At 46.2% G+C, this 22,794-nt stretch carries 15 protein-coding genes; 11 read left to right on the plus strand and 4 right to left on the minus strand.

What is annotated here, in order from left to right; translation table 11 throughout:
* The first annotated feature begins 357 nt into the window (after positions 1–357).
* Complete coding sequence (gene nifJ, locus DWX43_RS09460; protein ID WP_109731067.1) at positions 358–3,900, plus strand: pyruvate:ferredoxin (flavodoxin) oxidoreductase; 3,543 nt, start codon at positions 358–360, stop codon at positions 3,898–3,900.
* Between the two features lie 263 nt (positions 3,901–4,163).
* Complete coding sequence (locus DWX43_RS09465; protein WP_118620132.1) at positions 4,164–5,492, plus strand: ABC transporter substrate-binding protein; 1,329 nt, start codon at positions 4,164–4,166, stop codon at positions 5,490–5,492.
* A 178-nt stretch (positions 5,493–5,670) separates the two neighbouring features.
* On the opposite strand, the gene DWX43_RS09470 is transcribed toward DWX43_RS09465, so the two are convergent.
* Positions 5,671–6,429, minus strand: a complete 759-nt coding sequence (locus DWX43_RS09470) for a response regulator (protein ID WP_118620133.1) — start codon at positions 6,427–6,429, stop codon at positions 5,671–5,673.
* Entirely contained in the window at positions 6,407–8,212 is a 1,806-nt protein-coding gene (locus tag DWX43_RS09475; protein WP_109731070.1) for a histidine kinase, read from the minus strand. Before DWX43_RS09475 ends, DWX43_RS09470 begins: the two co-directional genes overlap by 23 nt.
* Positions 8,213–8,406: 194 nt before the next feature.
* Between DWX43_RS09475 and DWX43_RS09480 the strand changes: the two genes are divergently transcribed.
* Genes DWX43_RS09480 through DWX43_RS09495 form a run of 4 tightly spaced genes read left to right on the plus strand, consistent with a single transcriptional unit; the run spans position 8,407 to position 13,851 of the window.
* Positions 8,407–9,282 (plus strand): sugar ABC transporter permease, encoded by an 876-nt coding sequence (locus DWX43_RS09480; RefSeq protein ID WP_118620134.1) that lies wholly within the window; start codon positions 8,407–8,409, stop codon positions 9,280–9,282.
* A complete protein-coding gene (locus tag DWX43_RS09485) occupies positions 9,282–10,112 on the plus strand; it encodes a carbohydrate ABC transporter permease (protein WP_109731072.1) in 831 nt (276 codons plus the stop codon). The genes DWX43_RS09480 and DWX43_RS09485 overlap by 1 nt, the downstream gene beginning before the upstream one ends.
* A gap of 58 nt (positions 10,113–10,170) precedes the next feature.
* On the plus strand, positions 10,171–12,624 hold the full coding sequence (locus DWX43_RS09490; RefSeq protein WP_118620135.1) for a TIM-barrel domain-containing protein: 2,454 nt from the start codon (positions 10,171–10,173) through the stop codon (positions 12,622–12,624).
* A 48-nt stretch (positions 12,625–12,672) separates the two neighbouring features.
* Positions 12,673–13,851 (plus strand): trimethylamine corrinoid protein 2, encoded by a 1,179-nt coding sequence (locus tag DWX43_RS09495; protein WP_118620136.1) that lies wholly within the window; start codon positions 12,673–12,675, stop codon positions 13,849–13,851.
* A gap of 61 nt (positions 13,852–13,912) precedes the next feature.
* On the opposite strand, the gene DWX43_RS09500 is transcribed toward DWX43_RS09495, so the two are convergent.
* On the minus strand, positions 13,913–14,836 hold the full coding sequence (locus DWX43_RS09500) for a CorA family divalent cation transporter (protein WP_243099284.1): 924 nt from the start codon (positions 14,834–14,836) through the stop codon (positions 13,913–13,915).
* 154 nt (positions 14,837–14,990) lie between these two features.
* Between DWX43_RS09500 and DWX43_RS09505 the strand changes: the two genes are divergently transcribed.
* The 4 genes from DWX43_RS09505 to DWX43_RS09520 all read left to right on the plus strand — a co-directional run bounded on the left by DWX43_RS09505 (position 14,991) and on the right by DWX43_RS09520 (position 19,525).
* On the plus strand, positions 14,991–16,652 hold the full coding sequence (locus DWX43_RS09505) for a hypothetical protein (protein ID WP_118620137.1): 1,662 nt from the start codon (positions 14,991–14,993) through the stop codon (positions 16,650–16,652).
* Positions 16,653–16,853: 201 nt separating this feature from the next.
* Positions 16,854–17,429, plus strand: coding sequence for a glycerol-3-phosphate responsive antiterminator (locus DWX43_RS09510; RefSeq protein ID WP_109731126.1), 576 nt, complete (start codon positions 16,854–16,856; stop codon positions 17,427–17,429).
* Between the two features lie 73 nt (positions 17,430–17,502).
* Positions 17,503–18,999: a glycerol kinase GlpK gene (glpK, locus tag DWX43_RS09515; RefSeq protein WP_118620138.1), complete on the plus strand. Its 1,497-nt coding sequence runs from the start codon at positions 17,503–17,505 to the stop codon at positions 18,997–18,999.
* 34 nt (positions 19,000–19,033) lie between these two features.
* Entirely contained in the window at positions 19,034–19,525 is a 492-nt protein-coding gene (locus DWX43_RS09520; protein ID WP_109731077.1) for an L-2-amino-thiazoline-4-carboxylic acid hydrolase, read from the plus strand.
* A gap of 160 nt (positions 19,526–19,685) precedes the next feature.
* On the opposite strand, the gene DWX43_RS09525 is transcribed toward DWX43_RS09520, so the two are convergent.
* Positions 19,686–20,549, minus strand: a complete 864-nt coding sequence (locus DWX43_RS09525; RefSeq protein WP_109731078.1) for a class II fructose-bisphosphate aldolase — start codon at positions 20,547–20,549, stop codon at positions 19,686–19,688.
* Between the two features lie 148 nt (positions 20,550–20,697).
* Here DWX43_RS09525 and DWX43_RS09530 point away from each other — a divergent pair, with 148 nt between their 5' ends.
* Positions 20,698–22,764, plus strand: coding sequence for a pyruvate formate lyase family protein (locus DWX43_RS09530; protein ID WP_147356299.1), 2,067 nt, complete (start codon positions 20,698–20,700; stop codon positions 22,762–22,764).
* Positions 22,765–22,794: the final 30 nt, after the last annotated feature.

The following is a 22,794-nucleotide window of genomic DNA, read 5'->3' on the forward strand; positions in this document are numbered from 1 at the left end:
AGATATGTAAAAGACAGGAATACCTTCAATATGTAGTGCCCGGAGTTGTTTTCTGCGGTTCTAATAAGTGATTAATTGGGTAAACCGGCGAACTGCCGATTGAAAAATGAAAGGTGAATACCTTTCGAAGTTTCTGACGAGAGTATATCACGAGATAAGGGAAAGGGCAATTAGGCAATTTGACGAAATTTATGCCGCAATATTGCTCTGCGGCTATGACGCATGGCGTTCCCTTGTACGGGAAAATAAACAAAAAAATGGGACAGGTTCTATAGACTTTTGGACTTTTTGGCGATATAATGAAAGCACATGTGAAAAAATAAACTTTTACAATGTAATTTTAAGGAGGAACAACAAATGGCAAGAAAAATGAAGACCATGGATGGTAACCAGGCAGCAGCTCACGTTTCATATGCGTATACAGAAGTTGCAGCAATTTACCCGATTACACCATCATCAGTTATGCCGGAACATATCGACGAATGGGCTACCGAGGGCAGAGAGAACATTTTCGGACAAACTGTTCAGGTAACAGAGATGCAGTCTGAAGCAGGTGCAGCCGGAGCTGTGCACGGTTCTTTAGCAGCAGGAGCTTTGACAACTACATTTACAGCATCTCAGGGATTACTTTTGATGATTCCGAACTTATATAAAGTAGCAGGTGAACAATTACCAGGAGTATTCAACGTTTCAGCACGTGCCATCGCAAGCCACGCACTGTCAATCTTCGGTGACCACTCAGACGTTTATGCCTGTCGCCAGACAGGGGCTGCTATGCTCTGTGAATCCAGTGTACAGGAAGTTATGGACCTGACAGCAGTTGCTCACTGTGCAGCACTCGAAGGAAAGATTCCTTTCATTAACTTCTTCGATGGATTCAGAACATCTCACGAGATCCAGAAGATTGAGACATGGGATTACGAAGATCTGAAAGACTTAGTAAACATGGACGCTATTGATGAATTCCGTGCACACGCGCTGAATCCTAACCACCCATGCCACAGAGGTTCCGCTCAGAACCCTGATATCTTCTTCCAGGCAAGAGAAGCATGTAACCCATATTACGATGCTCTTCCGGGAATCGTTCAGAATTACATGGACAAGGTTAATGAAAAGATCGGAACAGACTATAAGCTGTTCAACTATTATGGAGCAGAAGATGCAGAGCGCGTAATCGTAGCTATGGGATCTGCATGCGATACAATCGAAGAGACAATCGACTACATGCTTGCAGCAGGCGAGAAAGTCGGCGTTGTAAAGGTTCGCCTGTACAGACCATTCTGTGCAGAAGCACTGATCAATGCAATTCCTGACACTGTTAAGACAATTTCTGTACTTGACAGAACAAAAGAGCCGGGAGCACTCGGAGAGCCATTATACCTTGATGTAGTTGCAGCACTCAAGGGATCAAAATTCGATGCTGTACCTGTATTATCAGGACGTTACGGATTAGGTTCAAAAGATACAACACCAGCTCAGATTGTAGCTGTATTTAATAACACAGAGAAAGCAAAATTCACAATCGGTATCGAAGATGATGTGACACACCTGTCTCTGGATGCAGGCGCTCCGCTTGTTACAACTCCTGAAGGAACAATCAACTGTAAGTTCTGGGGACTTGGAGCAGACGGTACTGTCGGAGCTAATAAGAACTCCATCAAGATCATTGGTGATAATACAGATATGTACGCTCAGGCTTACTTTGACTATGATTCAAAGAAATCCGGCGGTGTTACAATGTCTCACTTACGTTTTGGTAAGAAACCGATCAAATCAACATACCTGATTAAGCAGGCTAACTTTGTAGCATGCCACAATCCGTCTTATATTGACAAATACAACATGGTTCAGGAACTGGTTGACGGAGGAACATTCCTTCTGAACTGCCCTTGGGACATGGAAGGTCTGGAGAAGCACTTACCGGGACAGGTAAAAGCATATATTGCCAGCCACAACATTAAATTCTACACAATCGACGGTATCAAGATTGGTAAAGAAATCGGACTTGGCGGACGTATCAATACAGTCCTTCAGTCAGCATTCTTCAAACTTGCAGCTATCATTCCGGAAGAAGAAGCGATCGACCTGATGAAGAAAGCAGCTAAGGCTACTTATGGAAGAAAAGGTGACAAGATTGTACAGATGAACTATGATGCAATCGATGCAGGTGCTAAGCAGGTTGTAGAAGTAGCTGTACCGGAGAACTGGAAAGATGCAGCAGATCAGGGACTGACAACACCTCACGTTGATGAGAACGGAAAGAAAGATGTTGTTGACTTTGTTAAGAATATCCAGGCTAAGGTAAATGCTCAGGAAGGTAACTCACTTCCGGTATCAGCATTCAAGGATTATGTAGATGGTTCTACACCGTCAGGTTCTTCAGCATATGAGAAACGTGGTATTGCAGTTGACATCCCGATGTGGAAGCCAGAGAACTGTATCCAGTGTAACCGCTGTGCATATGTATGCCCACATGCAGTTATCCGTCCGGTTGCCCTGACAGAAGAAGACATGGCTAAGGCTCCGGAAGGACTTGCAACACTCGACATGACAGGTATGCCGGGAATGAAGTTTGCAATCACTGTATCTGCTTATGACTGTACAGGATGTGGTTCATGTGCTAACGTATGCCCGGGCAAGAAGGGTGAAAAAGCACTCGTTATGGAGAACATGGAAGCAAACGCAGGTGTTCAGGAATACTTCGACTTTGGTACAGAGATTCCTGTAAAACCAGAAGTTGTTACTAAGTTCAAAGAGACAACAGTAAAGGGAAGCCAGTTCAAACAGCCTCTGCTTGAATTCTCAGGAGCATGTGCTGGATGTGGCGAGACACCTTATGCTAAATTAATCACACAGTTATTCGGTGACAGAATGTATATTGCAAATGCAACAGGATGCTCCTCTATCTGGGGTAACTCTTCACCGTCTACACCATATACAGTAACACCAGAGGGCAAAGGACCGGCATGGTGCAACTCTCTGTTCGAAGATAATGCTGAGTTCGGATATGGTATGCTGCTTGCCCAGAACACAATCAGAGACAGACTGAAAGGCAAAGTAGAAGTTCTTGCAGAGAACGCAGAAAATGCTGATGTAAAGGCTGCTGCTCAGGAATACCTTGATACATTTGGAAGCGGGGCAACAAACGGAACAGCTACAGATAAACTGGTAGCAGCTCTGGAAGCTTGCGGATGCGATTCAGCAGATAAGGCTGAATTACTGAAAGGAAAAGATTTCCTTGCTAAGAAGTCACAGTGGATCTTCGGCGGTGACGGATGGGCTTATGATATCGGATTCGGCGGTGTTGACCACGTATTAGCAAGCGGAAAAGACATCAACATCATGGTATTCGATACAGAAGTTTACTCCAACACAGGCGGACAGTCCTCTAAGGCTACAAAGACAGGTGCAACAGCACAGTTCGCCGCAGGCGGAAAAGAAACAAAGAAGAAAGACCTTGCCGGAATCGCAATGAGCTACGGTTATGTATACGTAGCACAGATTGCTATGGGTGCTGATTTCAATCAGACAGTAAAAGCAATCGCAGAGGCAGAGGCTTATCCGGGACCATCACTCATCATCGCTTACGCTCCATGTATCAACCACGGAATCAAGAAGGGTATGAGCAAAGCTCAGACAGAAGAGCAGTTAGCAGTAGAGTGCGGATACTGGAACAACTTCAGATTCAATCCTGCAGCAGAAGGCGCTAAGTTCACACTGGACAGCAAAGAGCCAAAACAGGAAGAATATCAGGCATTCCTTGACGGAGAGGTTCGTTACAATGCCCTGAAGAGAGCTAATCCGGAAAAAGCTGAGAAACTCTTTGCACAGAATGAGAAGGAAGCTATGGAAAGATATTCTTACCTGAAGAAACTCGTTACTCTTTACGGAGAAGAATAAGAAGCATGATTGCTTTTTATCCGAGAACTGAGTAAAGGATTCAAAGGTATCAATCAAAGGACCTTACTGATTTTCACGTCAGTAAGGTCCTTTTTTGATTGTGTCTGCTGCGAGAGAAATTGGTTTATGCAATATGACGAATAAAAAAGTGTGCTATATTTATGTGTGAGTTAAAAAATGACAAAAACAGAATGAAAACATACATGGAGAATGTGCATAATTACTGATAAGATCTTGTTATAAAAGATTGGGAGGTCAAAAACATGAAAAAACGTATCGTAGCAATGCTGCTGAGCGGAGCATTGGCAGTCTGTACACTGGCGGGATGTGGCTCAGGTTCTGATTCTGACAGCAAGGATGATTCCTCTGACAGCGGCAAAGGCGGCACTACATTGTCGATTCTGGCAAGCCAGGACTGGATATATGATGCCGAGATGGAGCTGGGTGAAAAGTTTGAGGAAGAAACAGGAATCAAGGTGGATTATCAGATCGTACCGTCTGACCAGTATTACAACCTGCTGATGACTAAATTAAACAGCGGGGAGGGCCCGGACATTTTCTGTGGACAGTCAGGAAGCTATGACCTGGTTTCGCAGTATAGTATCGAAGATAATGCGATCGCCCTGACGGACGAGCCGTGGACATCTTACTATAATGAGTTTGCAGCAGAGCAGACTTCTGTTGACGGGACCCTTTACGGGGCAACGTATTTCGATACAACAACAGACTATTACATGGTTTATAACAAGAAGATTTTTGAGGAAAATGGTGTAAAAGTACCATCGACCTTTGCAGAATTTGAAAAGGTATGTCAGACATTGCTTGACAAGGGTGTGACACCAGTATATGAACCGGTAGCCGATGGCTGGCACCATGTTATGTGGTTCTGTGAAATCGGTGGGAAATATGAGGAGCTTGTTTCTGGTATTGTAGACAAGTTAAATAATAACGAGGTGAAATTCGCAGATGTTCCTGAGTTTAAAGAAGCTCTTGACCAATTGAATAAGCTGGCCCAGAATGGATACTTCGGTGACAACTATCTGTCGGACGAATACACAGATACAGCAGCAATGCTCGGAAGCGGCGAATATGCAATGACAATCGGCAAACCAGGTGCGATGATAGAGGCAGCGGAGGCATCCGGTGGTACATACACAGAAGAGGACTTTGATATGTTCCTGATTCCCACGCTGGACAATGATGTTTTAAATGAGCATCCATGCGGACCGTCCAGATTTGTATACTCAGGCTCCAAGCATGCAGACGAGGCAAAACAGTATCTTGAATACATCACAACCAAGGAAAGCATCCAGCACATGATCGACAACGAACCGAAAGTAGAAAACCTCCCGTATGATGCCGGACAGGAACCTGCCTACAGCGAGACAACTAAGGAATTCTTAGAATCATTTGACAAGGCAGGGGTTGTATTCCAGGATTCCATCAAGTACCTCAACCCACAGTGGACAGAACTGGGACAGGATATCGTATCTATGTTTATCGGTGACATGACATCAGACGATGTGCTCAAACAGATTGATACAAGAAGAGCAACACAGGCAGACGCGGCAGGAGACGAAGCCTGGAAGTAAGATTTGAATTCAGGACAGTAATATCCTGGAGATGTAACATTTAGAATTAAAGAAAAGGCTTTCTGCAAAATAGTCGTTTTATGGCTATTTTGCAGAAAGCTTTTCTAATTTCACAGGCAGATGCTGTTGCTATGCACACCATGAGGTTTGGACATCAGCGATGCCGCTGGTCGGACGTCTAGGGTTTTTGTTCCTGTTTCCGGTAGGCCGTCGGGTTCAGCCCGGTCAGTTTCCGGAAGGTTTTGCTGAAATGGAACTGATCAGGATAGCCGACCCGTTCCCCGACTTCGCGTATCGGAAGCCCCGTATCGGTCAGCAGCCGTTTAGCCTCGTGGATTCGTATATCGGTCAGGTATTTCAGCGGCGTGTCCCCTTTGTATCTGTTGAAAAGCTTTGTGAGGTAAGCCGAGGTAAAACCTAAGGAGGCAGAAAAAGAGCTGATATCGATGTCGTCCATATAATGCTCTCTCATATACAGCACCGTGTATTCCACGATTTCTTCAGCATCTTTTCCGACGAGCGCGGGATCTTCCTCAAGTTCGTAGAACTTCTGGAGATGGAGACGTACACGGCCCAGCGTGTTCTCTAAATCCTCCATTGTGACAGGTTTTAGCATATAATCGAAGACTCCCTGTTTGAGGGCTTCACGTGCGTAATCGAAGTCTGCATATCCGGTTAGAATGACTGTCAGGATATGTGGGTACTGCTCATGAATCCTCTTGGCAAGTGTAAGCCCGTCCATGACAGGCATACGTATATCTGTCATGACGAGGTGGATATTCTCCTTTTTCAGGCACTTCAGGGCGTCCTCGCCGTTAGAGGCCTGACAGACAACCTTGAAGCCGGCCTCAAGAGATTCGATATGGCGGGAAAGAGACTGCATCAGCAGCATCTCATCCTCCACAAGCAGTACATTATAATGGTTTAATCTGGTCATTGAACCTTCCTCCTACTTTCACAATAGCTCCCCCCTCCGGGAGGTTTCCAAAATCAAATATAAATGTAATTCCATAAATCAGGTAAAACCTGATAAAGATATTCAGGATACCCATACCGTCCAGCTCCAGACTCGGCAGAAGTCCTTTTTCCAGTATGATATCCATCTGCGACTTCAAGTGGGCAGTAATCTCTTCACCGAAGCCCGGGCCGTTATCTTTTACTTCTACATACCAGCATTCTTTATCCATATGCCCCTGTATAACAATATGCCACGGTGGAGATGTATTGGCTGTGAATTTGACGGCATTTTCTACGAGGAGCTGTATACAGAGTTTTGGAACAGGCAGCTCAAGCATATCGTCTTCCACATCAATTTCATATTTAAGCGAATCTCCGAACCGGAGCTTAATACATTTTAAATACAGGTCGCAGTGTTCCAGTTCTTCTTCAAGCGAGGAAACCTGTTCTTTATTTGAGGAGATATAGCGCAGGATCGATGTAATATCCTGACACATCTGTGCCACTGGCTGTGTTAGTCCCTCTTCTGCCATCGCGGCAATGGTCATGAGGGAATTATACAAAAAGTGCGGGTTCATCTGGGACTGGAGTGCAAGCATCTGTGCCTGTAGTTCCTGTTCTTTTAGTACCATCATTGAATTCGTGGATGCTTTCTGCGAGCGCATCGCTTCATTTAGAGAGTTTCGCAGTTTGTCAATCTCTATTACCCCGGAATCTGCCATCTCAATTTCACGGAACTGGTCCTGAGGGTCGATATGAGAAAGAAAACGATAAATCTTTTTCAGCGGTGCACTTAATCTTCCGGCAAAGATCCGGGCAAAAAAGAGGCACATGAGAAGGACAATCAGAAAAATGAAGATCGTCAGACTCAGAGAACGATAAACAGGAGCAAAAAATTCTGTGCTTTTTATTGTGGTTACCGTTGTAAATCCGCTGTATTCCATATCTGAATAATATACATATTCCTGACACTGTTTTTGGGTGTTGTAGATTTCAGTTTCTTCGGATTCCCTGTAAGTAAAGTATGGAAAGACGTCCTTCTGGCTTTTGTTTAAGGGGAAGATGATGTTTCCCTCGGCATCGTAAATGATGACGTCGATATCGTATGTACTGTCGGGATAGAAAGCGCGTTCAAAAAGGATATCATAGTATTTCATTACCTCTACGAAGCCGGCAGGATTCTGATAATTATCATAATACATACGCAGCAGGGAGAAATAAAACCTGTCTTTGTTTGTTCCCGTACTGGACGACAGCACCTCATTCTGAGATGCAGGAGGGAAATATTTGAAGCCGTGGGAAGCAAAGGCTTTTGCAAACCAGGGCTCCTGGGCCGTTATGGTATGAAGTGTCCCGGTGTAATTCCCGGTTCCGTAACCGCCTTCCGTCAGCCCATAAAGATTTATCTGGCGAATGGATGCATCCACCCCTTTCATTGAAGTTAATGTATTGGCAAGCGTATTCTGTCGCTGGCTCTGTTCATACGGCGTGGCATCCTCATCGTTCAAATAATCTGAAAAGGTATCCTTAATTAATGTCGAATGTATCGTGTTCATACAGACAGTATCCATCTGGCTGAGCTGGAGGTCAATATCCTCCGCTATTGCCGAGCATGTCCTCTGGATATCGTGCTCCGTATTGGAACGAAGGTTCAGGTACTGCACAACAGAAAACAAAATCGTTGCCAGAACCAATAAAGTCAGCATGATGAGCAAAAAATAGGAAGAAAGAATCTTCTGTATGCTTCTTGGTTTACGCTTCATAACAATCCTCCCCGGCAAGCTTCCTTATTATATAAGAAAAACTGTCTTTTAATGGTTCAATTAGTATAGCACATTGTACAGGAATATGCATCGGGTGGTTAAAAAAACACATAAAATAGCTCAATGTATGCATGTGATTACGTTCTGGATTTGTATAAAATAAATAAAAAGGAAAAGAACGGAGGAGAATTTCAGTGAAAAAATCAAAGTTATACCCCTGGTACTTTGCGGCAGGCGCAATTCTGATCTATACGGCGCTCTGTGTAATACCCGGAATCATTGGTATCGGATACTCATTTACAGACTGGTCTGCATATTCCAAAGAGGTGCATTTTGTAGGTCTTGAAAATTTCAGAAAGGTATTCAGCGCAGACACAAATTATTTCAAATACATAACGAACACACTTTTATTTACGGTGGTGACGACGGTTGCGAAAACAGGGCTCGGGTTATTATTTGCACTCGCGCTCAGCAAGAACATCAAACTGAAGAATTTCCACAGAGGCGTGATGTACATGCCTTCAGTATTATCCATCCTCATTATCGGCCTTGTGTTTACTTCCATTTTAAACCCGAAGATGGGAATCCTGAACGAAGGTCTTAGGGCGATCGGTCTGGACAGTCTGGCACAGCAGTGGCTGACTAATCCGAAGATTGCTTTCTGGTCCGTTATGGCGGTCGATATCTGGAGGGGCACGGGTTACATTATGACTATGCTGATCGTTGGAATACTGGCGATCCCGCAGGATTACTACGAGGCGGCCAGCATAGACGGGGCAAACGGCTGGAATAAATTTGTACATATTACACTGCCGATGCTCAGGCAGACAATGGCGGTTACGATTGTTTTGAACGTCCTGTATGGCCTGAAAGTATTTGATATGGTATATGCACTGACGAATGGAGGCCCGGGACATACGACAGAGGTTATGTACACCGCGGTATTCAAACAGTTTTCACAGGGACTTTACGCGGAAGGTACAACGATCAGTTCCATTATGTTCGTGTTCATGATAGTTGTTGGATTCTTTATGATTAAAATCCTGACGAAAGACGAGGTGGAGGAATAATGAATAGTCAAACAAAGAAGAAAGCTGTTAATATATTAAAAAACATTCTGGCCTGGGTCATATCACTGATCATGCTGATACCTCTGGCACTGATTGTGGTCAATGCATTCAAAGGTGATTCAGAAGCGATGTCCCTTACGCTTTCGCTCCCGAAAACATGGGTTTTTAGTAATTTTACTACAGTAATTGAAAAAGGGAAATTAGTCAGGAGCTTCCTGAACAGTTTCCTTTATGCAGGCAGTGCAACTGTGATTGCCGTGGTGCTGGGCGCGATGGCAGCCTATGTCTTTTCCAGAAGGCGTGACAGGGTGAACAATAGCGTTTATATGTATATGGTGCTCGGAATCGTTATTCCGATCAATTATGTTGCTTTGATGAAGGTAATGCAGGTGACACAGCTCAATAACAGCGTGCCGGGAATCATCCTGCTCTATGTGGCAACACAGCTCCCATTCACAGTATTTTTGATCTATGGGTTTGTATCCAAAGTACCTGTGGATCTGGATGAAGCAGCAGTGATTGACGGCTGTGGTCCATTCAGGCTGTTTTTTAACATCATCCTTCCGATGCTGAAATCCAGCATCGTAACAGCGGCGGTACTCTGTTTCCTGAATACATGGAATGAATTTGTCATGCCTTTGTATTTCCTGAATTCCTCCGAAAAATGGCCGATGACGCTTGCTGTTTATAACTTCTTCGGACAGTACAGTAAGAGCTGGAACTTAATCTGTGCAGATATCCTCCTTACGTGTCTGCCGGTTATCATTATGTATCTTGTCTGCCAGAAATATATCGTCGGCGGACAGACGGCAGGAGCGGTCAAAGGTTAACTTGTGCTTAAAGAGCCCCCGGCGTGTCCGGGGAAGAGAGGAAAAGGAGATCGAATCGATGAAAGTATTATCATGTACAGCCAGTCAGGATCACAGGTCGGCAGAGCTTATGACCGATCAGGGAAAACTGGTAGTTTACGGGATAACAGAGAATATCATCCGATGTGTCTATACAAAAAGAGAAGAGGTGCTTTCTCTGTCACCGGTTGGGATAGAAAGAGCCACAGAAGCCGGGATTCGTATAGAAGAGAAGGAAGACTGCTATATCCTGGCTACGTCCGGTGTTAGTATCAGAATAGAGAAAAGAACCGGGAGGTTTATCTGGAGTGACAGGAAAAGCGGGAAAATCCTGTTGAAGGAGGACAGCAAAGAACTGGCTGAGAACCCTCTTATGGTCTATTCCACAGGTGGAGAAAAGCCGGTGATCCGCCGGGTGGTGACGGTGGATGGAGAACGGAATTTCGTAGAGAATTTAAAACCGGAAGAAGACCACATGGCTTACAGGGGAAAACTGTATTTTGACTGGGCCCCGGACGAGCAGATACACGGGCTCGGACAGGGAGAGGAGGGGATCTACAATTACCGCGGCAATGTGCAGTACCTCTACCAGCACAACATGAGGATCCCGATTCCGTTTCTTTTGTCAGACCGGAAATATGGAATAATGGCGGACTGCGGAAGCCTTATGACCTTCAATGATGACAGCAGGGGATCTTACCTCTATCTGGACATGGTTGAGCAGCTGGATTATTATTTCATTGCCGGGGAATCTGTGGATGAGATCATCGCGGGTTACCGGAAGCTTACCGGGAAAGCGGTCATGCTGCCGAAGTGGGCATACGGATATGTGCAGTCTAAAGAAGCATACCGCACGCAGGCGGAAATGATCGGAATTGCCGAAGAATACCGGAAACGCAGGATTGGACTGGACTGTGTGGTGCAGGACTGGAATACATGGGAAGACGGTAAATGGGGCAATAAGAAGGTAGATAAGAGCCGCTATCCTGACCTTAAGAAAATGAATCAGGCATTACATGATATGCATGTACATACAATGGTGTCGGTTTGGCCGAATATGAATTCCGGCACGGAAAACTGCGATGAGATGGAAGCACATGGATTTCTGCTGAATGACTATGCAACCTATGACGCATACGATGAGGAAGCGAGGAAACTGTACTGGAAACAGGCGGAGGAAGAGCTGTTTTCAGGGGGATTCGACTCCTGGTGGTGTGACTCCACGGAGCCGTTTTCAGGGCCGGACTGGAACGGAGCCTGCTTAAGAGAACCGTGGGAGAGATTTCAGATGGTCGGAAACGAGCATAAAAAATTCCTGCGTGCCGACAGGGCCAACCTCTATGCAGCGGCCCACGCAAAGGGAATTTACGAAAATCAGAGGAAAAGCGCCCCAGGAAAACGCGTCCTGAACCTGACACGGTCCGGATATGCAGGTTCGCAGAAGTACGGTACCATGCTCTGGTCCGGGGATACCTGTGCGACCTGGAAAAACTTTAAAAAGCAGATCACAGAGGGTCTGAACATGTGTATCAGCGGTATGCCCTACTGGACACTGGATATCGGCGCATTTTTTACAGTCAATGAAAAATGGCAGAACAGAGGCTGCGGATGCAGTCAGGACCCTTCCATGAAATGGTTCTGGCGGGGGGACTATGACGAAGGAGTCAGTGATCTCGGATACCGTGAGCTGTACGTCAGGTGGTTCCAGTACGGTACATTTCTCCCGATGTTCCGTTCTCACGGAACGGATACGCCCAGAGAAATCTGGAATTTCGGAGAAAAGGGGGGAATGTTCTATGATGCTTTGGAAAAAAGTATCCGCTTAAGATATCGCCTGATGCCTTATATCTATTCTATGGCTGGAAAAGTATGTCTGGAAGACTATACGATGATGCGAAGCCTCCTGTTTGACTTCCCGGAGGATAAAACAGCCTCCGCGATGGACAGCCAGTTCATGTTCGGGGAAAGCCTGCTGGTATGTCCGGTCACGGAGCCAATGTACTACGGGGCAGGAAGTCAGAAACTGGATGCAGCCAGAAACTGGAAATGTTATCTTCCGGCAGGAGAAAGTTGGATCGATTTTGAGAGTGGAAGATATTTTGGGGGTGGTCAGTGGATTGACATCCCGGTTACACTGGCATATATTCCAGTATTTGTAAAAGCAGGATCTGTCATTCCAATGGAAGAAAGTCTGGAGTATGCATCAGAGGAAGTGGACACACCGTTTGAAATCAATATTTATCCGGGTAAGGACACTGTTTTTACTTTATATGAGGATGCAGGGGACGATTATAGTTATGAAGAGGGAATCTATAACCGGATTACACTGAATTGGGAGGAGCGGGAGAAAACGCTTACGGTTGGGCCGGCAGAGCATGATTTCCCACAGAGTATCCGCAACAGGAGCTTAAGAATTATTTTGAATAAAAAAGAATCGGGCCGGACGGAACGGGTAGTCGATTATTATGGGGAAGAAATAAAAATATATTTTTAGAAATATATTCAAATCCATCCACAGAGATATGAGCAGGAGGAAAAGAAAATGAAATATAAAAAGAACTGGGAAGAAACTCAGGAAAAATGGAAAAATTACTGGAAGCATCAGAATACCGGGAGACCGCTGATGTGCGTGATTGCAAGAAAACAAGAGATCGAGAAGTATTCCGATGGAAAACCGGCGCAGGGCGGTTGTATGGATGTCATCTGTCAGGGGAAATATTACAATCTGCCGGAAGAATTGAAATGGAAGGATATGGAGGATAAGTATCAGGATGCGGAGCGTATTGTAGCGAGATACCGCCAGTTCTGCGAGACCCACGAGTTCCTTGGGGAGAGTTTCCCGAATCTGGACGTGGATTTCGGCCCCGGTTCCCTTGCCGCCTATCTTGGTTCTGAGATAGGCTTTAAGGAAGATACAGTTTGGTTCGAGTCCTGCATTGATGACTGGGAAGAGGCGCCTGATTTCAAGTTTGATCCCGAGAATAAATGGTTTAAAAAGCATATCGGACTCGTAAAGAAATGCAGGGAACTGGCCGGAGACGATTTTCTTGTTGATATGCCTGACCTGATGGAGAACATTGATGTGCTCGTGTCACTGCGCGGGGCAGAGGACATGCTGTATGACATAATCGATGACCCGGAGATAGTGGAGGAGCGGATTAACCAGATAGGAAAGATATATTATGAATATTATAACCGTTTCCACGAGATTATCAAAGATGAAAATGGAGGAAATGCGTATACCGTATTCCAGATATGGGGCCCGGGGAAGACAGTGAAGCTCCAGTGCGATTTCTCTGCGATGCTGTCACCTGACAATTTTCGGGATTTTATACAGGAATCTCTTCGTGAACAGGCTAAAAAGGCGGACCAGGTTCTGTATCATCTGGACGGACCGGATGCAATCCGCCATCTGGATGCACTGATGGAAATAGAGGAGATCGATGCACTGCAGTGGACCAGCGGGGACGCAGGGCCGGACGGAACGCTGGAAGAATGGGACGTCATCTACGATAAGGTACGTGCCGCAGGCAAATCTCTCTGGATAAAGGTGTATTCCGGCGAGTTTGAAGACTGGATCAGGAATGTAGACCGGATTGTACAAAAATACGGCTCACACAGCCTCTTCCTGCTGTTCCCGGAAATGTCGATGGAGCAGGCAGAAACACTGCTTGAGTACGCGGAAAAGAACTGGAGCGATGTAGAAGGAACGTGGAGTTAATGTAAAGGTGTGCAGACTTCTCAGAAATGAGGGGCCTGCACACCTTTGTCTGTAATGGGATTCAGTCGAACCATTTTTTCTTATGGAAGAACCAGAGTTCGATAACGATGATGAGCAGGCAGACAAGGATCACCACCCCATATCCGGAGGAGGAAGTGAGTTCGGGCATGTTGACGAAATTCATGCCGTACCAGCCGGCAATCAGCGAAAGCGGCATGAAGAATGTTGTCACGATCGTCAGCACCTTCATGATCTGGTTCTGCCGCACATCAATCTGGGACTGGTGCATTTCCCGTAGCTGCATGGAGTACTCTTTGAGCGTTTGGACGTTGGAATACAGTCTGCCGGCACGGTCTGTAAACAGTCCGAATAAGACACTGCTCCTGTCCTGCGCCATATCGGGGAGTGCTTCCTGAAGAGACTCGCCCATATCAGCCAGTTGTTCGTAATAGGAACCGAGCGCTGTCAATTCTTTGCGGATGTGGAGAATCGCCCTGTCGAAATTGTCATCCTCACCATCCAGCAGGCGTTCCTCAAGCCGGGTAAGGTGCTCTTCATAATTCTGCAGGAAAAAGACATCGTCTTTGATTAGGTATTCCATAAGGTCGAATAACAGGCCAAGCGATGACAAAGGCCCTGTGAGTGGCATATCCTCCAGCTGTGAAAGGAGAGGTGCTGCAGTATCTTTGTCGTCTATAAATAAAAGCTCGGAATCTGTCAGAAAGAAGCAGAAGCAGAGCTTTTCAGCAGTCGGGGATTCTTTGCGGGGTACAGCGAATGTACCGGCTGCAGATCCTCCCAGGACGTCTGCTTTACAGCAGTGGATATGGCTGAGGTTCCGCAGCATCACCGGATATTCAGGGGTATCCCGGTAATGCTGCGTATATTCTTCGGAGGTCAGTATTTTCACGGAGATGCCTTCACTGTCTGTGTGCATATTACCTGAAAGTCTGGTTAGTTTCATGTTCAAAGTATATTGAATCATATGTGCGTGACTCCTTTCAGAGTTTTCTTTCATTGTACCATCTGCCGGATATGAAGTCTATAATCTTCTCTCCATGATACGCGGGTGATTGACAGCAGGATTCTCTGGTGGTATTATTGTATTAGTTGAATAATACAATAATAGGAGGAGCGTCATGACAGAATCTATTTTTATTGCATTGATTGTATTGGGTGTCATAGTGGTGTGTTTTGTGATCTCATATATAGACAATATGTGGCGGATATACAAGATAAAGAGACGGCTTGAGTATAATTACGGACGTTGGAGGGAGGTGGATTATTCGGATGCGGTACTGTCTGTGATTGGTGAATATACTGCGGCTAAGGACTCTATGATTGATGATATCACGTGGAATGACCTGGATATGGATGCGCTTTTTATGTCCATCGACCATACATGGTCTTTTGCAGGGGAGGACTACCTGTATTACCTCCTGCATGTTCCGAAGGTGATGCCCGAAGAATGGGAAGAGCAGGAGGAAATGATTACATATTATCAGGAGCATGAAAAAGAGCGTATAGAGATGCAGATGGAGTTTGCCCGGATTGGGAAAAACCACGCATCCTCTGTTTACAGCTACATCATGGACTGTATACGCTTCAATACGAAGGTTCCGCCGGTTCATTATTTTTCATTTGTATTCTTTATATTTTCAGTGGTGATTACTGTGATATCACCGTCCGAGGGACTGGGACTTCTGATTCTGGCGATGGTGGTAAATGTGCTTCTCTACTTCTATAAAAGGAAGGAACTGGAAGGTTCCATGCAGGCGCTCCAATACTTTAAAAAGCTGATGGAGGGGGCAAAGTCACTCACAAAGAAGAAGCTGATCTGTAATCCGAAATACCATTCCAGAGTGGAAAAGGACTACAGGCATCTGAAAAAACTGATGGGGGCGAGCGCTTACTTAGGTCCTGCAAACTGGGACAGCCCGTCGATTGCAGAGATGTTTCTGGATTACATCCGGCTTGTTACGCATATCGACTGCATTTTCTTCTACCACTGCATGAGCCGCTTAGGCAGGAATATTGATATTGTGGAAAACATGTTCACCACAATGGGGTTCCTTGAAAGTATGCTGGCTGTAGGTTCCCTGCGGGAGGCGCTGCCGGTCTGGTGCAGGCCTGAATTTACAGATGAGAAGATGCTTCGAATAATTGATGCCTATCACCCGGGGCTGAAAGAACCCGTACCGAATTCTGTGAGTGTGAAGGACGGGATTCTGATTACCGGTTCCAATGCGTCCGGTAAATCCACATTCCTGAAAACGATAGCAATGAATGTCATACTGGCCCAGAGCCTGCATACGTGCCCGGCAAAGGCTTACTGTGGAAAATGGTTCCATGTATTTTCATCTATGGCGCTCAAAGACAGCCTGTATAAAGGGGAAAGCTATTACATTGCGGAGATCAGGGCGCTGAAGCGTGTTATGGAGCCGGTGGAAGAAGAGGCAGTGATCTGTTTCGTAGACGAGGTGCTCAGGGGAACGAATACAGTGGAGCGCATCGCCGCTTCCACACAAGTACTGAAGGAGTTCCAGAAAAAAGGAATCCTGTGTTTTGCGGCCACCCATGATATTGAACTGACCTATCTGCTGGAAGAACAATATGATAATTACCATTTTCAGGAACAGGTGGCTGATGGTGAGATTATATTTGATTATCTCATTTATGACGGCAGGGCAACTTCCCGTAATGCGATACAGCTGCTGGAGATATTGGGATATGAGCCGGAGATCATTAACGGGGCAAAAGCGATGGTGGAGCAGTTTTTGAGCACAGGAAAATGGAACTGACAGAGAAGGATAACAGTTTTCGGACGGGGAAGCTGTTATCCTTTTTGTATTTTATTTTATACCGGAAAATCATAGATAAATTAAATGTATTCTGATGAAAATGACCGGCGGTTATGATATTATGTGAGTAGCTGTAATAACGGGAGGGGCACGGAAATATTTTTTGCGGCAGCTCCTGAAGAAGAAAGAATAAGGAGGGGAATCGTGCAGAGTTTCTATCAGATTGTGGAAGGAAATCCAATGATCGCAGCGGTAAAAGATATGGATGGCCTTGAAAAAAGCTGTGCGGCCGAAGAGATTCAGGTGATCTTCGTATTATTTGGGGATATCTGTACCATCCGGCAGATTGTAGAGAGGATTAAAGAGGCAGGGAAGACGGCACTCGTACACATCGACCTGATTACGGGACTTAGTTCCAAGGAGGTTACCGTAGATTTTATGAAAGAGAACACCCGGGCAGACGGCATTATTACTACGAAGCAGCCGCTGGCACACAGGGCAAAGGAACTGGGGATGTACGCGGTTCTGCGGTTTTTTGTGATAGATTCTATGGCGCTGAAAAGTATTGAAAGTCTGGACAGGCAGAAGGGCGGCAGACCGGACTTTATCGAGGTGCTTCCGGGAGTGATGCCGAAGGTCATCAGGAAGATCTGCGGGCTCAGCCGTATACCCGTCATTGCGGGCGGCCTCATTGCGGATAAAGAGGATGTGATGGGGGCGCTGGATGCCGGGGCGGTTGCTGTGTCCACAACAAAACAGGAAGTCTGGATGCTGTAGGAGCCGCCTGTTTTATGTGATTAATCAGGGAAATGAATCGTTAAAACTTATTATACAAAAGGGAGGCAGTAATATGTCAAAGTATGTAATGGCGCTGGATTCGGGGACAACCAGCAACAGGTGTATCCTATTTAACGAGAAGGGTGAAATGTGCAGTATGGCACAGAAGGAATTCACGCAGTACTTCCCGAAGCCGGGCTGGGTGGAGCACAATGCAGAGGAAATCTGGTCAAGCCAGCTGGAGGTAGCACAGCAGGCGATGGCAAATATCAACGCAACGGCGGCAGATATTGCGGCGATCGGTATTACGAACCAGAGGGAGACGACAATTGTATGGGATAAGGAGTCAGGGGAGCCGGTCTATCAGGCCATTGTGTGGCAGTGCAGGAGGACGTCGGAATATTGTGACAGCCTGAAAGAGAAGGGGCTGACAGATAAGTTCCGGGAAAAGACAGGGCTTGTGATCGATGCGTATTTCTCGGGCACAAAGGTAAAATGGATTCTGGACAATGTAGAAGGTGCGAGAGAAAGGGCTGAGCGCAGCGAGCTTTTGTTCGGTACAGTGGAGACATGGCTGATCTGGAAGCTGACAAAAGGTGCGGTCCATGTGACAGATTATTCCAATGCATCAAGGACGATGCTTTTTAACATCAATACACTCCGGTGGGATGAGGAGATTCTGGCAGAGCTCGGGATACCTGCGTCTATGCTGCCTGAGGCAAAGCCATCCAGCTGTGTATACGGTGAGGCAGATGCCGGGTTCTTTGGGGCGCCAATCCCGATTGCCGGCGCAGCGGGAGACCAGCAGGCGGCGCTCTTTGGACAGACCTGTTTTAAAGAGGGCGAGGCGAAGAATACATATGGGACAGGATGCTTCCTGCTTATGAATACAGGAGAGAAACCCGTATTTTCCAAGAACGGGCTTGTAACGACGATCGCGTGGGGGATAGACGGGAAAGTCACTTATGCGCTGGAAGGCTCTATCTTCGTAGCAGGAGCGGCAATCCAGTGGCTGCGGGATGAAATGCAGCTGATCGATTCTTCACAGGTATCGGAATATATGGCACAGAAGGTCGAGGACACGAACGGATGCTATGTTGTGCCCGCGTTTACAGGCCTTGGGGCACCGCACTGGGACCAGTATGCGAGAGGGACGATCGTAGGCCTTACCCGTGGTGTGAATAAGTATCATGTCATCAGGGCGACGCTGGAATCACTGGCATATCAGGTGAATGACGTCCTGCAGGCGATGGAGGCGGATTCCGGAATCACGCTTTCTGCACTGAAGGTAGACGGCGGGGCCAGTGCCAATAACTTCCTGATGCAGACGCAGGCGAACTTAAGCGATGCACCGGTGAAACGTCCCCAGTGTGTCGAGACAACGGCGATGGGGGCGGCCTATCTTGCCGGGATTGCCGTCGGGTACTGGAAAAATAAAGAAGAGGTGCTTACCAACTGGGCGATCGACCGGGTATTCGAGCCGGATATCGATCCCGATGTGCGTAAAAAGATGCTGCGCGGCTGGAATAAGGCGGTACGGTATTCTTATGAATGGGCAAAGGAAGATTAGGCCGGAATGATAACAAAGCCGGAAAGGGAGGAATATGAGCAGGATAAAAAATGAACCTAAGATTAAAAATGGTGTGATAACAGCTGTCCGTGAACAGCTGGAACATCGGGCGCTATGGCTTTATTTACTGTGTGATGAGGCGGGAAAACGTGGTCTGGACTGGAAAGACTTTGGAAGTGCAGCCATCAAAAGATGCGGACTGAGCCAAGGGGCCGGGTTAGTGAAAAAGGGCAGGACAAAGGATTTTACCGGACTTCGTAAGACATTGTTTACGAAACCCGCCCAACTCGTATTTGAAATGAAGATCAGGAGAAGTACGCCCCAGGTACTGGCTATTGATTTTCATTATTGTCCGCTTGTTAAGGCGTGGCAGAAGGCAGGCTGCTCTGATGAGGAGATTGCGACGCTTTGTGATATTGCAATGTGCGGGGATCATGGGATCGGCGAGGCTTATGGTGGGGAACTGAAGCTGCTGAAGAGTATCGCAAAAGGGGATGAGGTATGCCGTCTGTATTATCATAAATGATGCAGAGGACAGGCACAGTCTTAAAATATCTTTTATCTTGTTTTCTGCATTATGGAAATAAAGAAAGATTAGAGAAAAAGTGTGCAGACAGCTTTCAGGCGGCCTGCACACTTTTTGGGTTATATGTAACTTTTCACATGGATAATCTGTATAAGCGCATTTATTTCAGGATATTCTGGTTCAGCAGTCTCATTCTTTGCTCAACAACTTCGCAGATTGCTTCTTTGCCTGCCTGGAAGGTGCTGTTTACATTATATCTGAAATCCTCTGCCTGCTGTACTTCTGCGATTCTCTTTGCAGCAGCGGTTACGAGGTCTGTTGCGATATTGATCTTAGCGATTCCGTGGTTTACAGCTTCTGCAATCTTGTCCTGAGGTGTGCCGCTTCCACCGTGCATAACTAACGGAATGGAAACTTTCTGCTCGATCTCAATCAGTCTCGGAATATTGATTTCTGGTTTGAAAGACTTCGGATAAGCGCCGTGCATGGTTCCGATAGAAACAGCCAGTGCGTCGATGCCGGTCTGCTCTGCGAAATAAGCAGCTTCTTCCGGATCTGTCTGGAAAGATTCCTCTACCGTTACATCCTCATCACCTTCATTACCGGGAAGACGTCCCAGTTCTGCCTCTACACTGACGCCGGCAGCGTGAGCCACTTTTACAACCTCTTTTGTAAGGCGGATGTTCTCTTCGATAGGGAAGCGGGATGCATCAATCATAACAGAAGAATATCCGGCAACGATTGCCTGTACGATTGCATCGTAGGAGCGGAAGTGGTCTGCATGCAGGGCAATCGGCACATCCACAGTCTTTGCAACGCTTTCTGCGATGCGGGCAACATTCTCGAAGCCACCCATAGAAATAGCCTCCCCTTCCCCGATAATATAGATAGCAGGAAGTCCGAGTTTCTGAGCGGTTTCTGCGATTGCTTTGGCAGAATCATAATTCCAGATCATGAATCCTCCAACTGCGCATTTGTTTGCACGTGCGTTTTGTAACATTTGAGTCATTGATACGAGTGCCATAATAATTGCCTCCTTTAAAATAATTATTTTTCTTCACGAGTTGTATTGACAGATGTGTCTCTCGTTGCTATAATTGTATTATCGTTCATATTAACGTTAATGTCAATACCTTTTTTGAAAGTGAGGTAAAAAAATAGTGACAGAAGAAATGAAACAAATAAAAAAGTACATATTAAACAAAAAACATGCAAAATTTAGAAAAAATAAAGACTGGGACAAAAGTGGTGAATTAACAGAAAGTCAGGTAAACACGGCACTTGGAAGTCACGAACTGTTGCTGAGGAAGAAGAACCACCTGATCTGGATGCTTGAGCAGGAGCATCCGGCATTCATACCGGGAATGGATCTGGTTTTCATGAGAACGATAGTTGAAAATAGTTGTATCGTTAATACAAACGAGGAAAAAGCACTCAGGAATCAATATTATTTACATGAAAAAGGGCATGTATGTAATATCTCACCTGATTACAGTGAAGTACTTGCAGGGGGCTTTGAAAGCATAGAAAAGAAGATTCAGAAAGCAAAGACAGAGCCCGGCGGTTCTGATAAAGAGGAGTACGCAGATATTCTTTCAGAGATCATCCGCAGCATCTATTCTTTTACAGAAAAGTATGCAGAGGCACTTGAGGAGGACGGACGCAAAGGCAAGGCGGCTTCTTTAAGAAGAAGTGTACATACCGGGGCAGAGAGTTTTCCGGAGGCACTACAGCTTCTGCGCCTCCTGCACTATCTGGCATGGCTGGAAGGGGAATATCATATAGGGCTGGGACGGTTTGACCAGTATTTGTATCCTTACTATAAAGAAGATTTAGAAAAAGGAAGGCTGACGGATGAAGAAGCGTTTTCCTGCATCGAGGAATTCTTTCTGGCATGCAACATTGACAATGACCTGTATCCGGGGGTCCAGCAGGGGGATAACGGACAGAGCCTGATGCTGGGTGGTGTGGATAAGGATGGAAAGGACTGTTTCAACGAACTGTCAGAGATGTGCCTGCGCGCCAGCAGGGAATTGAAGCTGATCGACCCGAAGATTAATCTAAGGGTGAACCAGGATACCGGGATTAAGCAGTATGAAGAGGCGACCAGACTCACAAAAGCGGGCCTTGGATTCCCACAGTATTCGAATGATGACGTAGTCATTCCCGCATTGACAAGATGGGGATATCAGTTAGAAGATGCACGCAATTACACGGTGGCGGCCTGCTGGGAATTCATTATACCGGGAAAAGGGATGGACATTCCGAATATAGAAGCAGTATCGTTTCCGAAGATTGTGAACCGGTGTGTGGAGAAGTACTTAAAAGAAACAGACAGCTTCGGGGCATTCAAAGAAAAACTTCTTGAGGAACTGAAGGCGGAAGTTGATGATATTACAAAGCGGCTGGAACCGATTTTTATGTACCCGGCACCTTACCTGTCTATGCTGATGTATGGATGCACGGAAGAGCTTAAAGATATTTCGCAGGGATGTGTTTACAATAATTACGGCCTGCACGGCACCGGGATTTCCTGTGCGGCAGATTCCCTGTATGCATTGGAAATGTACTATTTTACTGAAAAGAAAATTACGGCGGAAGAACTGATCGGGGCGGTCAGGGATGATTTTCCGGAAGATCTGCCTTATCTGAAGCTCGTAAGAGATGAGATGCCGCATATGGGGGATGGGAACCCTGCGGTGGATAAATATGGAGTCTGGCTTCTGGACGCATTTGCGGACGAAGTGGCTGGCAGGAAGAATGAAAGAGGCGGCATATACCGTGCAGGAACCGGATCGGCGATGTATTATATCCGCCATGCGGAAGAACTCGGGGCATCACCGGACGGCAGAAGGAAGGGTGAATATTTCCCGGCAAACTTTTCACCGGGACTGTCTGTTAAGACAAAAGGGCCTTTATCTGTGATTAAGTCATTCACTGCACCCAATCTGGAGCGTGTGGCAAACGGCGGGCCTCTGACACTGGAATTCCATGACAGTGTCTTCAGGGGCGAAGAGGGAATTCAGAAGGTGGCATCCCTCGTGCAGATGTTTATAAAAAATAAAGGGCACCAGCTCCAGCTGAATGCAATCAACGCAGAGACACTGAAAGATGCACAGCGCCACCCGGAAAACTACAGGAACCTGATTGTCAGGGTATGGGGATGGAGTGCTTACTTCGTAGAACTGGATAAGGTTTACCAGGATCACCTGATCAGGCGGGCAGAGTATACGGTCTAAATGGAAGGATAGTCTGCCGGAGCCCATACA

It is taken from the genome of Clostridium sp. AF19-22AC, from assembly GCF_003479085.1.
In the GTDB taxonomy this organism is placed as follows: Bacteria; Bacillota; Clostridia; order Lachnospirales; family Lachnospiraceae; genus Faecalicatena_A; species Faecalicatena_A orotica.

Coding starts and splice junctions, on each gene's coding strand:
- nifJ (WP_109731067.1), top strand. CDS start 358: ATGGCAAGAAAAATGAAGACCATGGATGGTAACCAGGCAGCAGCTCAC.
- DWX43_RS09465 (WP_118620132.1), top strand. CDS start 4,164: ATGAAAAAACGTATCGTAGCAATGCTGCTGAGCGGAGCATTGGCAGTC.
- DWX43_RS09470 (WP_118620133.1), bottom strand. CDS start 6,429: ATGACCAGATTAAACCATTATAATGTACTGCTTGTGGAGGATGAGATG.
- DWX43_RS09475 (WP_109731070.1), bottom strand. CDS start 8,212: ATGAAGCGTAAACCAAGAAGCATACAGAAGATTCTTTCTTCCTATTTT.
- DWX43_RS09485 (WP_109731072.1), top strand. CDS start 9,282: ATGAATAGTCAAACAAAGAAGAAAGCTGTTAATATATTAAAAAACATT.
- DWX43_RS09490 (WP_118620135.1), top strand. CDS start 10,171: ATGAAAGTATTATCATGTACAGCCAGTCAGGATCACAGGTCGGCAGAG.
- DWX43_RS09495 (WP_118620136.1), top strand. CDS start 12,673: ATGAAATATAAAAAGAACTGGGAAGAAACTCAGGAAAAATGGAAAAAT.
- DWX43_RS09500 (WP_243099284.1), bottom strand. CDS start 14,836: ATGATTCAATATACTTTGAACATGAAACTAACCAGACTTTCAGGTAAT.
- DWX43_RS09505 (WP_118620137.1), top strand. CDS start 14,991: ATGACAGAATCTATTTTTATTGCATTGATTGTATTGGGTGTCATAGTG.
- glpK (WP_118620138.1), top strand. CDS start 17,503: ATGTCAAAGTATGTAATGGCGCTGGATTCGGGGACAACCAGCAACAGG.
- DWX43_RS09520 (WP_109731077.1), top strand. CDS start 19,034: ATGAGCAGGATAAAAAATGAACCTAAGATTAAAAATGGTGTGATAACA.
- DWX43_RS09525 (WP_109731078.1), bottom strand. CDS start 20,549: ATGGCACTCGTATCAATGACTCAAATGTTACAAAACGCACGTGCAAAC.
- DWX43_RS09530 (WP_147356299.1), top strand. CDS start 20,698: ATGAAACAAATAAAAAAGTACATATTAAACAAAAAACATGCAAAATTT.